This is a genomic window from Pseudonocardia benzenivorans CB1190 (assembly GCF_000196675.2).
In the GTDB taxonomy this organism is placed as follows: Bacteria; Actinomycetota; Actinomycetes; order Mycobacteriales; family Pseudonocardiaceae; genus Pseudonocardia; species Pseudonocardia benzenivorans.
Genome location: NC_015312.1, coordinates 5,652,697 through 5,668,442, shown reverse-complemented (window position 1 = coordinate 5,668,442; position 15,746 = coordinate 5,652,697). Strand labels below are relative to the sequence as shown.

Genomic DNA, 15,746 nt, shown 5'->3' with positions numbered 1-15,746 from the left:
GGCCCGCGGGTCGCACGCACGTACCATCGGGCCCATGGGCGTTCTCGGTGAGCTGTTCCCCGGACCGAAGATCCGGAAGGAGAACGAGGAGTCGGGCACCGGCGAGAAGTGGCAGCTGGGCCCGATCGACCTCGACTCCAACACCGTCGTGCTGCACCGCGGCGGCGACGCCACCCAGGGCGGGTTCGAGGCCGTCGAGGGTGTGGACGCCGACGGCGACGCCGACTAGCCGTGCGCGGCGATGGTCGCCATGGCGACCATCGCCACTCACGACGGGGGCGTGAGCACGGGCCCGGCGCGGCTCACGACCGGGGCGCCAGCGCGGTCAGGGTCCGGCGACCCGCGGGGTCGGCGTCGGTCGCGACGGGGACCAGGCACACCTCGTCGACGCCTGCCGCGGCGTACTCGGCGATGCGCGCGGTGACCTCGTCGACCGTCCCGATCGCCCCCACCGCCGCGGTCAGCGAGGACGGGACCGCGGCGAACAGTTCCCGCGGTGACGGCCCGGTTCTCGCGAACCCGACGAGGTCTCCGAACCCGGCCTCGGCGAACACCTCCCCGTATCCCGGCACCGCCAGGTAGCCGACGACCCCGCGCGCCAGCCGGGCCATCGCCTCGGCGTCGGGGTCGACCGCCGCGGTCACCCAGGCGGCGACCCGCGGCGGCTCTCGCCCCGCTTCCCGGGCGGCGGCGCGCACGGCCTCGACCAACCGCGTCGCGACCGAGGGCGGCAACAGGTTCAGCACCATCCGGTCGGCGTAGCGGCCTGCCACCCGGACGGCCTGCGGCCCGAACGCCGCGATCGTCACCGGTCCGCCGGGTGCCGGCGCGCGCAGCCGATACCCGCGGGTGCGCACGACCTTCCCGTCGACGTCGGCGCGCCCGCCGTCGAGCAGCGTCCGCAACGTCTGGGCCGTCTCCGCCAGCGCGAGCGCCGGTGCCGGGGCCGCTCGCCCGTGCCACGCCGACACGACGACCGGGCTCGACGACCCGATCGCCACCTCGACGGTCCGCCCGGTCAGCTCCGCGACCGTCGCCGCGCCGACCGCGATCTGCACCGGTGTCCGGACGGCCACCGCGAACGGGCCCAGGACCAGCGGGATCGTGCCCGGCAGGGCGGCGGCGAGTGCGAAGGCGTCGTACGTCGCCATCTCGCCGATCCACAGCCGCGCATAGCCCAGCTCGTCGGCGGCGCGGGCGGTGTCCACGGCCTCGATCGACGGCCGGTCCTGCCACAACCCGAGCGACACGGACAGCTCCGTCACCGCAGCCGCTCCCGCAGCTCGCGCTTGAGGATCTTGCCGACGGGGTTGCGCGGCAACGCGTCCGCGAGCTCCAGCCGCTCGGGCAGCTTGTAGGAGGCGATCCGCTGCGCGCGCAACGTCTCGACGAGATCGGTCAGGGTCGGCGGCGCCGCCCGGTCGACGGGCACGACGACGGCCGCGACCCGCTCGCCGAGCACGTCGTCGGGGTAACCGACGACCGCCGCCTCCGCCACCGCCGGGTGCGCCACGAGCAGGGCCTCGATCTCGGCGGGGGAGATGTTCATGCCGCCGCGCACGACGAGGTCGCGGGCCCGGTCGACGTAGCGCAGCAGCGTCGGGTCGTGCGGCGCGATCTCGAAGACGTCGCCGCTTCGGTAGTAGCCCTGCTCGTCGAACGGATCGGTCGTCGAGGACCAGTAGCCGGCGAAGATCGTCGGCCCGGCGACGCGCAGTTCACCGGGCCTGCCCGGCTGTGTGACCTCGTCCCCGGACTCGACGTCGACAAGTCTCGTGCGCACCCCGGCGCTCGTCGGGTTCGGCCAGGTCAGCCCCGGCCCGCCGAACCACGGGAAGTAGGCGGCGCGGGCGTCGGGATCGGGGACGGTGTGCTGGTCGGAGATCAGCGGGACGCCCTCGTTGGACCCGAAGAAGTTGGTGACCTCGATGCCGAGGCGGTCGCGCCATTCCCGGATCAGCCAGCCCGACAGCGGCGCCGACCCCGACCCGATGACGCGCAGGCTCGACAGGTCGGCGGAGTCGAGCAGCCCGGGCGCGCGCAGCATGCCGGTGAGCAGCGCCGGCGGGGCGAGCGTGTAGGTGACGCGTTCGCGGGCGATCTGGCCGAGGAACGTCGGCAGATCGAAGGGATGGTGCTGGACGAGCGTCGCGCCGGTCAGCAGCCACGGGACCAGCACGCCGCCGAAGCCGGCCATGTTGACCAGTGGGAACGGGCTGAGGATGACGTCGTCGGCGGTGAGCGCCGGCGCGGCGGCGCAGCCCTCGCCGATGACGTTCCAGCCGTTCGCGCACCGCGGGACGCCCTTGGGGGTGGCCTCGGTACCGGACGTCCAGCACAGCGTCACGACGTCGGAGGGGTGGCGCTTCACCGCCGGCGGTGCCGACGCAGCAGCGGACACCGGCCCGTCCAGCGCGACCACCTCGACACCGCCCACCGACGACGCCTCGTCCGCGAGGGGCCGGTCGCCGAACCGCGACACGGTCACGAACGCGCGCAGGCCGGCGACCGGCGCGAGCGTCGAGAGCTCGTGCTCGCGGTACTGCATCGGGAACGGTGACACGATCGCGCCCAGCCGCACGCACGCCAGGTACGCGACCACCAGCTCGACGGTGTTGGGCAGCTGCGTGCCGACGACGTCGTCGACGCCGACCCCGGCCCCGTGCAGGACGCCCGCGAACCGGTCGACCTCCGCATCGAGCTCGGTCCAGCTCGGCCGCCGTGGCGGGGTGCCGAGCAGTGCCTCGCGGTTGGCGGGATCGACGACGGCCGTCGCGTCCCCGCGTTCGGCCACCCGCGCCCGGAACAGGGCGTCCCACGTCCAGGCGGGGTCGTCACGCCACCATCCGGCGGCGACGTACTCGTCGATCCGTTCCTGCGGATGCAGCCTCACGAGAACCTCCGACGTGCGACGACGAACGGTCGTGGGCGGCTCACCGGAGCTGGTCGGCGCGCACCCATGTCGCGTGGAAGCCCAGCGGGACGCGTTGCGGGAGCAGGACCCTCGCGACCGGGCCCGCCGCCAGGTCCGACGCGTCGAGGATCTGCACCTCGGAGCGGTCGTCGCGCTCGTCGGTCACGAAGGTGACGAGGTAGCCGTCGTCCTCGCCCGTGCTGCCGTCGCGCGGCGCGAACGGGGCCTCGCTGCCGAACCGCCCGGGACCGAACCAGTGGTGCTGCCGTTCGCCGGTGACCCGGTCGTAGCGCAGCAGGCCGTCGAAGCGGACGGTCTCGGCGTCGGCGATGTGGACGTTGTAGGCGTAGCGGGTCGGTCGGCCGCAGGCGCGGGCGTCGATCGACGGGAACTCGGTGTTGGCGTCGTCGAGCTGGGACTCGGTCGTCGTACCGGAGTCGAGGTCGAAGACGTAGCGGTGCAGCCGGGCGTCGAGCCGCAGGTAACCGAGCAGCTTGCCCAGCGGCCCCGGGCGGGTCGGGACGGGCTCGGGGCGGGTCACCCGGCACACGTCCATGACGATCGTCCGGGCGTCCTCCCAGGCGTTGACGACGTGGTAGATGTAGCAGGGCTCGGCCTCGAACCAGCGCACCTCCGACGCGGCCCCACGGCGCGGGACGACCGCGAACCGCGACGGCGTCGAGCGATCGAAGCCGATCTTGTACCGACCTCGGCGGGCGGCGGCCGGGTCCTGGGTCAGCGGCAGGTCCATGAGGATCGAGAAGTTCTCGGTGATCGCCATGTCGTGCGGCAGCCGGGGCCCGGGCAGGTCGATCTCCACCTCGTGGTCGATCGCGCCCTCGGCGTTCACGACGCCGTAGCGCAGCAGCGGGTCGCGCGCCCCGTAGTCGAACCACATCAGCTCGCCGGTGTGCTCGTCGACCTTCGGGTGCGCCATCACGTCGCCGTGCAGCGTCCCGAGGAAGTCCTCGGCGCCGATCGTCTCCAGCGACAGCGGGTCCATGCTCATGGGCTGCCCGCACAGGTACCAGGTGGCGAGCACGCGGCCGCGGTGATGGATCAGGTCGGTGTTGGCGGAGTCCTTGAACGGCAGCCCGCGCGCCGTCCCGACGGGGTTGCCGCGGGGCGACTCCATGACCCCCGACCACAGGGCGTGGCCCGCGGCCTCCTCGGCGGCCAGGGCGCGGGTGCGGACCCAGCGGTTGCGGTAGCGCGCCGTCCCGTTCTCGAAGGCCATCGCGTGGACCATGCCGTCGCCGTCGAACCAGTGGTAGCGGCCCGGCGCGTCGAAACGCCGGTTCGGGCCGTTGCGCAGGTGGACGCCGTTGAGATCGCGCGGGATCTCGCCGATCACCTCGAGGTCGTCGGCGGTGATCTCGTCGCGGACGGGCGCGAAGATCCCGAGCAGGTAGGGGTTGTCCTCCCCGTTCTGCTCGACGGCGACCGCGGACGGCTCCTCGAACGTGGTCATCGTCGACCTCCCTCGGACGTCCGGAGCACCCGGACGTCCCCGACGCTAGGGACCGTGTCGGCCGCTCACAAGCCGATCCGGGGGACTGGAAGAATCCCGGGCATGACCGGCACCGCGCCCACCGCCCGCCCGCGGGTCCTCTCCGGCATCCAGCCGACCTCGGACTCGTTCCACCTCGGCAACTACCTGGGTGCAGTGCGGCAGTGGGTCGCCCTGCAGGACGAGCACGACGCGTTCTACTTCGTGCCCGACCTGCACGCCATCACCGTCGACCACGACCCGAAGACGCTCGCGGCGCGCACCCGGAACGCGGCCGCCCAGCTGCTCGCCCTCGGTCTGGACCCCGACAAGTGCACGCTGTTCGTGCAGTCGCACGTCCCCGAGCACGCGCAGCTCGCCTGGGTGCTCAGCTGCATCACCGGGTTCGGCGAGGCCAGCCGGATGACGCAGTTCAAGGACAAGTCGGCGAAGCAGGGTGCCGACCGCACGACCGTCGGGCTGTTCACCTACCCGATCCTGATGGCCGCCGACGTGCTGCTCTACCAGGCCGACCAGGTCCCCGTCGGCGAGGACCAGCGGCAGCACCTGGAGCTCACCCGCGACCTCGCGCAGCGCTTCAACACCCGCTTCGGCACGACCTTCGTCGTGCCCGAGCCGTACATCCTCACGGGTGCCGCGAAGATCCAGGACCTGCAGGACCCGGCGATCAAGATGAGCAAGTCGGCGTCCACGCCGTCGGGCATCATCGAGCTCCTCGACGACCCCAAGGTGTCGGCCAAGAAGATCCGTTCCGCCGTCACCGACGCCGAGCGCGAGATCCGGTTCGACACCGCCGCCAAGCCCGGCATCTCCAACCTGCTGACGATCTACTCCGCCCTGACCGACCGCAAGGTATCCGAGCTGGAGGCCGACTACGCGGGCAAGGGCTACGGCGACCTGAAGAAGGACCTCGCCGAGGTCGTCGCGGATTTCACTGCTCCGCTGCGGGAACGGGTAGAGGGATACCTGAAGGACCCCGCCGAGCTCGATCGGGTGCTCGCGCGCGGTGCCACCCGAGCGGGTGAGGTCGCCGCCGCGACACTCGCGTCGGTTCACGAGAAGATCGGGTTCCTGCCACCGACGACGTGAGGTGACTGCCGTGGGCGCGGACCGGACGACCGATGGTCGGGCCATCGACGAGGAGGCCGCGCCCGCGGGCCCCGGCAAGCTCGAGCAGCTGCGCTCGAGGTACGCGTGGCTCGACCACGTGGTCCGGGCCGGTGCGCGGTACACGGACCGGCACGGCGATCACTACGCCGCCGCGATCACCTACTTCAGCGTCCTCGCGCTCGTGCCGCTGCTGATGATCGCGTTCGCGATCGCCGGGTTCGCGCTGCGCGCGCAGCCCGAGCTTCTCGAACAGCTGCGCGTCGCCATCACCACCGCCGTGCCCGGCGGCCTCGGCGACACGCTCAACGACATCATCCAGAAGTCGATCGACCAGGCGGGCGCGGTCGGCGTGCTGGGCCTCATCGGCGCGCTCTACTCCGGCATCGGCTGGATGAGCAACCTGCGCGAGGCGCTCTCGGAGCAGTGGGCGCAGCCGCCGGAGACGCCCAACGCCGTGAAGAAGCTGATCTTCGACCTCCTCGCGCTGCTGGGCCTGGGCCTCGCGCTGGTGGTGTCGCTCGCGGTGACGGCCGTCGGTACCGGCGTGGGCCGGCTGCTGCTCGACCTCGTCGGGCTGGGCGACCAGGGGTGGGCGCTGTTCCTGCTGGGCGTCGTCGGGGTGCTGCTGGGCCTGGTCGCGAACTGGCTGGTCTTCGTCTGGGTGATCGCGCGGCTGCCACGGGCACCCGTCGCGACGCGCAGCGCACTGAAGGCGGCCGTGCTCGGCGCCGTCGGTTTCGAGATCCTCAAGCAGGTCATGACCATCTACCTGCGGGCCGTCACCAACTCGCCCGCCGGCGCGGCATTCGGGTCGATCATCGGTCTGCTGATCTTCGTCTTCTTCGTCTCGCGCTTCATCCTCTTCGTGACGGCGTGGGCGGCGACGGCGCGGGAGAACGAGCAGGAGGAGCCGATCGAGGTGCCGGCGCCGGCGATCATCCGGCCGGAGGTGGTCGTGAGGTCGGGCCCGACGCCCGTCGCCGCGGCCGGGCTGGTCGGCGCGGGCGTCGTGACGGGCCTGCTGGGCCTGCGCGCGCTGGCGGGCCGCCGTCGCTGACGCGGCTCAGGAGTCCTTCGCGGAATCCCTGGCACGCGGCGCGGCCGGGTCGCGCGGGAAGCCATCGGGTTCCTGACGCATCCCGCGGGCCTTGCGGACGACGTACCCCACGAGCGCGGCGAGTGCGAACAGCAGGAGGACGGCCGCGACGATCCACCCCACCGGGTTCGACGACGGGACCGCGCCGTCGGAGCCCGGTGCGGCGGGAACCGTCGTCGCCGCGGTCGGGGGAGCGGGAGCCTGCTCGACCAGCGTCCCCACCCCGGGGGTGCCGGCCGGCAGCGCGAACCCGTAGTCCAGCAGCGCACTCGCCTGGGCGACCATGCGCACAGGGTGCTGCTCGCCGCGCACGAGCGCTACCACGAGGCGGTGTCCGTCACGCTGCGCGGCACCGACGAACGTGTGCCGGGCCGCGTCGGTGAACCCGGTCTTGCCGCCGAGCGCGCCGTCGTACGAGCTCAGCAGCGGGTCGTCGTTGGACAGCATGAATCCGGGACGGTCGCCGAACCCGGGGAACGCGACGAGCCGCAGCTGCGTCAGCTCGGCGAAGGTCGGGTTGCGCAGCGCGGCCCGCAGGAACAGCGCGAGATCGTAGGCCGACGTCGACATCCCCGGCCCGTCGAGACCCGACGGGGTGGCGGGTCGGGTGTCGAGCGCGCCCATGGCCGCCGCCCGCTGCTGCATGAGGTCGAGGGTCCGAGGCACGCCGCCGAGCGTGCGGGCCAGTGCGTGCGCGGTGTCGTTGCCGGAGTTGAGCAGTAGCCCCGTCAGCAGCTGCTGGACGGTGTAGCTGCCGCCCGGACCGATCCCCGCCCGGCTGCCGTCGACCTGCACGTCCGAGGTGTCCCCGACGACCGTCTGGTCCAGCGGGAGGCGGTCGAGCACGACGAGCGTCGTCAGGAGCTTCAGGGTCGACGCCGGCCGCTGCCGGCCGTGCGGGTCCCGGGCGGCGAGGACGACGCCGCTGTCGAGGTCGGCGAGCACCCAGCCCGCAGCGTCGATGCCCGCGGGCAGCGCCGGGGCGCCGGGCGGGAGGGCGAGGTCACACGTGCCGAGCGCGGGCCCGCCGACGGGCGGGTCGGGGATCGGGAGCGGCGCGACCGGGTCCGGGCCCTCCTCCACGGCCGGGGGCCCGGGCGGGGCGGCGTGGTCGCGGCAGACCGCCGGCGCCTGGCCGGGGCCGGGGGCGGCGGCCGCCGTCGCCGGGACGGTGAGCGCGACGAGCGCGAGCAGCGCGGACACGCCGAAGATCGCTCCGCGCCGACGTCCCCGCACGTGCCGAGCCTAGTCGCCCGCAGTGGCCGTTCCGTCGCTCCGCGCGGTGTGTCCGACGTGCGACCGCACCGCCGCCAGGGTCGCGTGCATGCCCTCGACCATCAGCCGTTCCCTGTCCCGGCCGAGGATGCCGCTGCCCGTCAATGCCCTGACCAGGACGTTCGGCGTCCGGTAGCGGTCGCGCCACTGGGTGACGCGGCACGTCGCCGACCCGGTCGGCTCGATCCGCCATCCCCAGCGCATGCCGCTCTCGGCGACGCGGAAGGAGAAGGCGGCGGGCCGCTCGCAGGTCTCGACGACGCAGTGCGTCCGCCACCGGATCGGTCCGTGCCGGTTGAACCCGACGAACCGGACGCCGGGTGCCGGGCCCGTCGCGCCGCCGCGCCAACGCGCCCCGGTGGCCTCGGGGCTCCACTCGCCCGCCCGGGTCACGTCGCTGACCAGGTCCCAGACGGTGCCTGCCGGGGCGTCGACGTCGATGCACACCTCGTCCACACGGGGCTCCTCTCGTCGCGTGCAGTCCTACCGGTCCCCGCCCGAGCGGGTGTGACGGACGCGCCACGCCGTCGGGCGACGATGCCGCGGGCCGCGCGGTCCGGCACCATGGCACGTGATGCGTGACGAGCCGAGCCCCGTACCCACCGCCGAGCCCCGATCCGGGGCGCCCGGTGCGGTCGACGACCCGGTGCCCGCCGCGGATCGCGCAGACCAGGAACGACGTGCTGCGGAGCAGGCCGGTCCCGGTGGCTCCGACGACGAGCGGCCGGTGCCCGGGGCGGGGCCCGAGACGACGATCCTCAGCGCCGGCGGGGTGACCGGGCGGCCGGGTGAGGCCGAGGCGCCGCGCCCGGGTCGCGGACCCGGGGCGGAGGGACCGTCGGCGGCCGCCGGGCGTGGCCCGCAGCCGCCGGCCGGGGAGGCCGGCGGAGCGGAACGCCGGCCGCAGAGCCGGGCGAGCGGCGCCTGGCCCCAGGGTGGCCCCGGCGCCGCCGACCAGTGGGCCGGGCGTGCCTCCGACGGCCGCCCACCCGCTCCGCGCCCGCGTGCCGACGGCCGGGGTCCGGCCCCGCAGCCACCGGCTCGACCCCAACCGGGTCCGCAGCAGCCCGGTCCGCAGCAGCCCGGTCCGCAACAGCCCGGCCTGCAACGGCCCGGCCCTCAGCAACCCGGCCCGCAGCAACCCGGCCCCCAGCAAGGTCCGCAGCAGGCGAGCCCGCAGCAGGCGCCGCAGCAGGGTCCGACGCGCCAGGCGGGTCCGCCGCACGGACCCCAGCAACCGGGTCCGGCGCAACGTCCGCCACACGCGGGTCCGCAACAGGCCGGTCCGCAGGTTCCTGCCCGGCCCGGCCCGGGTCCGGACGGGCCCGATCCGGCGGGTGGCGAACCAACGCGACGTGGCCGGCCCGGTGAACCGCCGTCCCCGCACGGCCGCCGGCCGCCCCCGGCCGGTCCCGACTACCTGGGCGGGCGCCCGCACCCGACTCCCGGGAGCCCGGGGACGTCCGGCGCCGGACAGTCCGGCCACCCCACCCAGCCCGCCCGACCGGGCGGTCCGCAGCAGCCGGGTCCGCAGCAGCCGGGCCCGCCCGCACCCGGCGGTGCAGCAGGCAGCGCGGCAGGCGGCAGCGCGGGAGGCGGCAGCGGGGCAGGAGGCAGCGGGGCAGGAGGCAGCGCCGCGCCCGGCGGCAGCGCCGCACCCGCTGGTGGCGTCGCACCGGGCGGCAGCCCCGCGCCGGCGGGTAGCGCCGCACCCGCCGCGAGCCCCGCACCCGGAAGCAGGCCCGCACCCGGTGGGAGTGCCCCACCCGGCGGCACGGCCGCGCACCCCTCCGGCGGTCAGGACGCCGGCCCGCCGACCGTCGTGCACCGTGGTCCCGCCCCGCAGGGCCCGGCCGCGCGCGGTCCCGGGCAGCAGGGCCCCCCGGCCCCGCGCGGGCCGGTGGCGCAGGCCCGCGGCGGCCCGCCGCCCGGGCAGCAGAGCCCCGTGCTGCCGCCGTGGCAGCGGGGTCCCGGCGTGCCGGTCCGCGACGCCGTGCCCACGACCCCGCTCGTCCGCGGCACCGACCTGCCGGCCGTGAGCCGGCAGGGCATCGCGCCCGCCCTCTCGCCCGACCAGGCCCCGACCCAGCTGTTCGCGGGCATCGAGATGCCCCGCCGGACGTCGCCGGACCCGCCGACCCAGCTGGTCGCCGGTGTCGGGGTGCGGGCGGCGTTCCGGGCGGGCGCCGAACCCGGCGTGCAGGCCTACCCGTGGCTCGGCGACTCCCCGACCGAGCTCATCCCCGCGATCAGGGACGACACCGAGCTGCTCGCCGGCCCGGCGGGCGCACCCGCTTCCGCGAAGCCGGGTTCGCTCGGCCGCTCGACGAGCATGATCGCGGTCGCGAGCCTGGTCAGCCGGGTCACCGGCTTCCTGCGCCAGATCCTGCTGGTCGCGGTCCTGTCGCTGGGTATCGTCAACAGCTCCTACACCGTCGCCAACACGCTGCCGAACATCGTCTACGAGCTGCTGCTCGGCGGCGTGCTGAGCAGCGTCATGATCCCCCTGCTCGTCCGTGCCCAACGCGACGACACCGACGGCGGCGAGGCCTACACCCGCAAGCTCCTCACCGTCGCGGGAGTGGCGCTGCTGCTGGCGACGGTCGCCGCCATGCTCGCCGCCGGCCTCCTCACGCAGCTCTACCTCGGCGGGTCCACCACGTCGACGGCCAACCCCGAGCTCGCGACGGCCTTCGCCTGGCTCCTGCTGCCCCAGATCTTCTTCTACGGGATCGGCGCGCTCTTCGGGGCCGTGCTCAACAGCAAGGGCGTGTTCGGGCCGTTCGCGTGGGCGCCGGTGCTCAACAACGTCGTCGTGCTGGTGGTGCTGGGGGTCTACGTCCTGGTGCCGGGCGAGATCAGCGTGAACCCCGTCGAGATGGGCAACGCGAAGCTGCTGGTGCTCGGCCTCGGGACGACGCTGGGCATCGCGGCGCAGGCCCTGGTCCTGCTGCCGGCGCTACGCCGCGTCGGGGTGTCGTTCAAGCCGCTGTGGGGCTGGGATCCGCGGTTGCGCTCGGCCGGCGGCCTCGCGCTCTGGGTCGTGGCGTACGTGCTCATCGGGCAGGCCGGCTACATCGTCACCACCCGGGTGGCCTCCGCGTCCGACGCCGGCGCGGTCGCGATCTACAGCAATGCGTGGCTGCTGCTGCAGGTGCCGTACGGCGTGCTGGGCGTGTCGCTGCTGACGGCCCTCATGCCGCGGATGAGCAAGGCCGCGGCGGAGGGCCGGATCGAGGACGTCGTGGCGGACCTCTCGCTGGGCAGCCGGCTGTCGACGGTGTTCCTCGTCCCCATCTCCGCGCTGCTGACCGTGTTCGGCACCGAGGTGGGCGTCGCGCTGTTCTCGCTGGGCCACGGCAACCGCGACGGCGGCGCGGCGACCCTGGGCGCGGCGCTCGCGGTCTCGGCGTTCGGCCTGCTGCCCTACGCGGTGACGCTGCTGCAGCTGCGCGTCTTCTACGCGCTGACCGACTCCCGGACGCCGACGATCATCCAGTTGGTCATCGTCGGCGCGAAGATCCCGATGCTGCTGCTGTGCCCGGTGCTGTTCGAGCCACAGCACGTCGTGCTCGGACTCGCCGCGGCGAACAGCCTGTCGTTCGTGGTCGGGGCCGTCGTCGGGCAGTGGCTGCTGGCCCGGCGCCTCGGGCACGTCGCGACGGGCGAGGTGCTGCGGACGATCGGGACGACGACGTTGTCGTCGGTGGTCGGGGCGATCGTCGCCTACGGGGTGGTGCTCGGGATCGGTCGGCTGTTCGGTGGCTGGGGCGCGGGTGCGGGCAGCGCATGGGCGCAGCTGGTGCTGGCGCTGGTCGTCGCGGCGCCCGTGATGCTGGCGATGCTCTGGGTGTTCCGCCAGCGCGAGCTCGAACCGGTGTGGCGCAGGCTGGGCGGCTCCCGCGCCCGGTCCCGCGCCTGACCGCCGCCGGAACGACTCCGAGCGCGACCGACTCCGAGCGCAACCGCACTGTCGTCCGGGCGCCGAACGGCAGCGGTGAGGTTGCGGCCGGTCGGTCGCGCGCAACCTCACGGTCGTCGGACACGCCCGGACCAGCGGTGAGGTTGCGCCCGACAGGACCAGCGGTGAGGTTGCGTCCGACGGGACCAGCAGATGCCGACGGCCGGCGCCCCCGAGAGGGCGCCGGCCGTCGTCACGATTTTCCGGGCTCAGTCGTCCGGGTCGTCGGTCACCGTGTCCGCGGCCGAGGCCCCGTTGGGCGACTTCACCGCGGCCTTGGCACGGTGGTTGTTGCGCCGCGCGGTCGGGCGGGGCGGCGGCGGGGGCGTCTGCACGTGCGAGCTGCCGCGGCCGAGGATGAGCTCGGCGAAGGTGGCCATGGCCTCGTCGAGCTGCCCGGCGTTGCGCCGCTCCGACTCGCCGTTGGCCCGCACCACGAGCTCGGTCACGGCGGCGGTGTCGGGCCGGTCGGCCAGCGCCGACTCCAGCGCTCCGAGCTTGCCCTCGACGCCGCTGCTCAGCGACGACAGCGCCCCGGTCAGACCGTCCTCGACGGTGTCGATCCGCGTCGCGACGGCCTCCAAGCGCTCCGCGAGCGACTCCAGGCGTGCGGTCAGACCGTCGAGCGCCGGGGTGTGGTCGACCTGGGGGCGCGAGGCCAGGTCCTCCAGCCGCCGGTGCAGGCCGACGCTGGTGTCGCCCAGCAGGTTGCGGACGCCCTCGTTGTTCTCCTCGACCGAGCGGAGCGCGCCGTCGAGCTGCTCGCGCACCATCCGCTCGACTCCGTCGACCCGCTCCTTGATGGGGGTGGCGACGGCGTTGGGCATCGCGTCGAGGCGCATCTCGTGCCGGTCGAGCCGGTTGTCGAGGTCGTCGAGGCGCTTGTGCAGGCCGCCGAGCCGGTCGTCGAGGCCGTCCATCCGGCCCGAGACGCCCTCGAGCCGGCCCGCCATCCCGTCGAGGCGGCCGTCGAGCTGGGCGAAGGGCTTGGCGAGCTTGTCGGGCAGCGACTCGATCGCCCGCACGAGGGTGGCCAGCGCGGCGTCCTGTGCGTCGAGCTTGGCGACGGTCTCGTCGAGCCGCTCGGCCAGCACGCTGACCTCGGTGCGGTCGGGGAGCTCGGTGAGGCGCTTGCGCACGGTGCCGATCGCGTCGAGGGCGGTCAGCCGGGCGTGGATCTCGTCGAGGGAGTCGAAGATCTGCTGCTGCTCGCTGTCGCGGATCTCGGCAGCACGCATGAGCATGCCGCGCATCCGGTCGAACGACAGGGTGGAGTTATCGCTCATCGATGGTGCTTCCTCTGAGCCGGATGGGGGAGCTGAACAGAGCGTAGCGACTGACCCAATTCGCTCGACGGGGAGTCACCAGTTGGGCCGTTCGGGCGTCTCCTTCGCCCGTTCCGGGTCGCGGACCGCCGGGTATAGCGTGGCCGACGTGCCCGCGCCCCTGAGCCCGGAGAACATCCGCAACGCTCCGAAGGTCCTGCTCCACGATCACCTGGACGGCGGTGTACGGCCATCCTCGATCGTCGAACTGTCCGATGCCGTCGGCTACCGGTCGCTGCCGACGCGCGATCCCGGCGAGCTCGCCGAGTGGTTCCTCGGCGCCGCTCACAGCGGCTCGCTGGAGCGCTACCTGGAGACCTTCGGCCACACCGTCGCGGTGATGCAGACGGCCGAGGCACTGCACCGGGTCGCGGCCGAGTGCGCCGAGGACCTCGCGGCCGACGGCGTCGTCTACGCGGAGGTCCGGTTCGCCCCGGAGCTGCACACCGAGCGGGGCCTCGACCTCGACCAGGTCGTCACCAACGTGCTGGAGGGCTTCGCGGCGGGCACGGCGCGGGCGGCCGCGGCCGGCCGTTCGATCAGGGTCGGCTGCCTGCTCACCGCCATGCGCCACGCCGCGCGGTCGCGGGAGATCGCCGAGCTCGCGGTGCGGCACCGCGACGCGGGGGTCGTCGGGTTCGACATCGCGGGGGCCGAGAAGGGCTTCCCGCCCACCCGCCACCTCGACGCGTTCGAGTACGTCCGCCAGCAGAACGCGCACGTGACGATCCACGCCGGCGAGGCGTTCGGGCTGCCGTCGATCTGGGAGGCCATCCAGTGGTGCGGGGCGCACCGCCTCGGGCACGGGGTGCGCATCGTCGACGACATCACGCTCGGCAACGACGGGCTCCCCGCGCTGGGCAGGCTGGCCGCGTTCGTCCGCGACACCCGCATCCCGCTGGAGATGTGCCCGACGTCGAACATCCAGACGGGGGCCGCCGAGTCGATCGCCGAGCACCCGATCGGCCTGCTCACCAAGCTGCGCTTCCGGGTCACCGTGAACACCGACAACCGGCTGATGTCGGGCTGCACGATGACCTCGGAGCTGGCGACGCTCGTCGACACCTTCGGCTACGACTGGGCCGACGTGTCGTGGTTCACCGTCAACGCCATGAAGTCGGCGTTCATCGGGTTCGACGAGCGCCTCGCCCTGATCAACGACGTCATCAAGCCGGCGTACGCCGAGCTGCAGGCCTGAGCAGCCGGCGGCCCGAGCGGGCCGCCGGGCTCAGGCGGGGCGCAGCCGCGACCGCACCCGCTCGACGAGCGCCGCGAACCGGGCGGATTCCGAGTCGAACGGCGGGCTCGGCGCGAGGCGCGTCGGGTCCGGCCGGATCACGAAGGACACCAGCCAGCCCAGGCTCTCCGACTCGGCGAACTCCTCGCGCGGGACCGGGTCGCCGGCCCAGTCGCCGATGTCGACCATCAGCTCGACGGCGAGGTCCAGCTGCGTCGGGTCGACGGTGAGCGTGCCGTCGGCGATGTCGTCGGCGATCCCGGCGAGGACATAGGTGTTGAGCTCGTCGACGGTGACCTCGAGCTCGCCGACCGCCGCCTTGTCGAGGACCTCGTCCCAGGTCGACGCCGCGGTCAGGTCGTTCTTGGCGCCGTCGTCGTTCCTGCCGACGTCGGCGAGGTGCCGGGCCAGCGCACGCTCGCTGCTGAACACGTCGATGTGGCCCTCGGAACCGAGGAACACCGGGTCGTCGCCGAGATAGCAGCGCAGCGTCACGTACTCGACGTCGGGCAGGACGATCCGGATGGGGTCGATCCCCACGTTCTCCCAGAAGGTCGGCTCGCGCTCGGCCTCCTCCTCGGCCTCGTCCTCGTCGACCTGCTCCTCGATCGCCTCCTCGACGGCCTCGTCCTCGAGCTCCTCCTCGTCGGGGTCGTCGGCGTCGGCGTCGGGGTGCTCCGCGCGCACCGTCGCGACGGCGGCCGCCTCGCGCTGGGCCAGCCGGTCGGCCTCCACCTTCGCCCCCGCGAGCGCGGTCGCGTCGACCTCCGGGGTGGTGACGAGCGCGTCGAGCGCGTCGATCACCTCGTCCCAGTGGTCGGCGACGGTCGAGACGACCTGCCCCCAGAGCCGGTCGCCCTCGCGGCCGGTGAACGGCAACGTGCCCTGGTGCAGCAGGGCCAGGCCGGGGACGGACTCGAGGATCTCGGCGACGCGCTCCAGGCCGCACACGTCGGCGATCGAGGTGACCATGTCGACGGTCTCGGCGAGCTCACCGATCGTCCACGTGTCGGGCTCGCCCGCGACCAGCGCGGGGACGCCGACGACGTCGTAGACGTGGGTGTCCTCGGGCGTGAGCTCGGCGACGCTCAGCTCGGGGACGACCGACCACGCCGGATGGTCGACGAGGTCGTGCTCCTCGGCGGTCCGCACGAAGGCGGCGAGCTGCGCGACCTCGGGGAAGGCGAACAGCGAGTCGTCGTCGCCGAGGAACGCCTCCCACTCCTCACCGTCCTCGCGCCAGCGCGGCGCCCAGAGCGTCACGAGGTCGCCCTCGGTGAGGGAGAGCCGGATCGGGACGATGTCGCTTGCCACGAGG

Annotated in this window: 12 protein-coding genes; 5 read left to right on the top strand and 7 right to left on the bottom strand. The window is 73.9% G+C overall.

Going from position 1 to position 15,746, the window contains the following annotated elements; translation table 11 throughout:
- Positions 1-34: 34 nt before the first annotated feature.
- Positions 35-229 carry a hypothetical protein gene (locus tag PSED_RS26655; RefSeq protein ID WP_013677346.1) on the top strand — a complete coding sequence of 65 codons (195 nt, stop codon included), beginning with the start codon at positions 35-37 and terminating at the stop codon, positions 227-229.
- A gap of 73 nt (positions 230-302) precedes the next feature.
- Here PSED_RS26655 and PSED_RS26650 read toward each other — a convergent pair whose 3' ends face one another.
- Genes PSED_RS26650 through PSED_RS26640 form a run of 3 tightly spaced genes read right to left on the bottom strand, consistent with a single transcriptional unit; the run spans position 303 to position 4,385 of the window.
- Positions 303-1,265, bottom strand: a complete 963-nt coding sequence (locus tag PSED_RS26650; protein WP_013677345.1) for an LLM class F420-dependent oxidoreductase — start codon at positions 1,263-1,265, stop codon at positions 303-305.
- Positions 1,262-2,893 (bottom strand): class I adenylate-forming enzyme family protein, encoded by a 1,632-nt coding sequence (locus PSED_RS26645; protein ID WP_013677344.1) that lies wholly within the window; start codon positions 2,891-2,893, stop codon positions 1,262-1,264. Before PSED_RS26645 ends, PSED_RS26650 begins: the two co-directional genes overlap by 4 nt.
- 40 nt (positions 2,894-2,933) lie before the next feature.
- Positions 2,934-4,385, bottom strand: coding sequence for a carotenoid oxygenase family protein (locus tag PSED_RS26640; protein ID WP_013677343.1), 1,452 nt, complete (start codon positions 4,383-4,385; stop codon positions 2,934-2,936).
- 102 nt (positions 4,386-4,487) lie between these two features.
- On the opposite strand from PSED_RS26640, the gene trpS reads away from it, so the two are divergent.
- Positions 4,488-5,513, top strand: a complete 1,026-nt coding sequence (gene trpS, locus PSED_RS26635) for a tryptophan--tRNA ligase (RefSeq protein ID WP_013677342.1) — start codon at positions 4,488-4,490, stop codon at positions 5,511-5,513.
- A 10-nt stretch (positions 5,514-5,523) separates the two neighbouring features.
- Positions 5,524-6,591 (top strand): inner membrane protein YhjD, encoded by a 1,068-nt coding sequence (yhjD, locus tag PSED_RS26630; protein WP_013677341.1) that lies wholly within the window; start codon positions 5,524-5,526, stop codon positions 6,589-6,591.
- Positions 6,592-6,597: 6 nt separating this feature from the next.
- Here the strand turns inward: yhjD and PSED_RS26625 are convergent, their stop codons facing one another.
- On the bottom strand, positions 6,598-7,866 hold the full coding sequence (locus PSED_RS26625) for a D-alanyl-D-alanine carboxypeptidase family protein (protein ID WP_193788429.1): 1,269 nt from the start codon (positions 7,864-7,866) through the stop codon (positions 6,598-6,600).
- Between the two features lie 9 nt (positions 7,867-7,875).
- Entirely contained in the window at positions 7,876-8,361 is a 486-nt protein-coding gene (locus tag PSED_RS26620; RefSeq protein ID WP_013677339.1) for an SRPBCC family protein, read from the bottom strand.
- 1,366 nt (positions 8,362-9,727) lie between these two features.
- Between PSED_RS26620 and murJ the strand changes: the two genes are divergently transcribed.
- Entirely contained in the window at positions 9,728-11,827 is a 2,100-nt protein-coding gene (gene murJ / locus PSED_RS26615) for a murein biosynthesis integral membrane protein MurJ (RefSeq protein WP_233899168.1), read from the top strand.
- Positions 11,828-12,075: 248 nt separating this feature from the next.
- On the opposite strand, the gene PSED_RS26610 is transcribed toward murJ, so the two are convergent.
- The gene (locus tag PSED_RS26610) at positions 12,076-13,152 is read right to left on the bottom strand and encodes a hypothetical protein (protein ID WP_013677337.1); all 1,077 of its coding nucleotides are present in this window, start codon (positions 13,150-13,152) and stop codon (positions 12,076-12,078) included.
- A gap of 148 nt (positions 13,153-13,300) precedes the next feature.
- Here PSED_RS26610 and PSED_RS26605 point away from each other — a divergent pair, with 148 nt between their 5' ends.
- Positions 13,301-14,389: an adenosine deaminase gene (locus tag PSED_RS26605; RefSeq protein WP_041762478.1), complete on the top strand. Its 1,089-nt coding sequence runs from the start codon at positions 13,301-13,303 to the stop codon at positions 14,387-14,389.
- Positions 14,390-14,419: 30 nt separating this feature from the next.
- Here PSED_RS26605 and PSED_RS26600 read toward each other — a convergent pair whose 3' ends face one another.
- Entirely contained in the window at positions 14,420-15,742 is a 1,323-nt protein-coding gene (locus tag PSED_RS26600; protein WP_013677335.1) for a hypothetical protein, read from the bottom strand.
- Between the last annotated feature and the right edge of the window lie 4 nt (positions 15,743-15,746).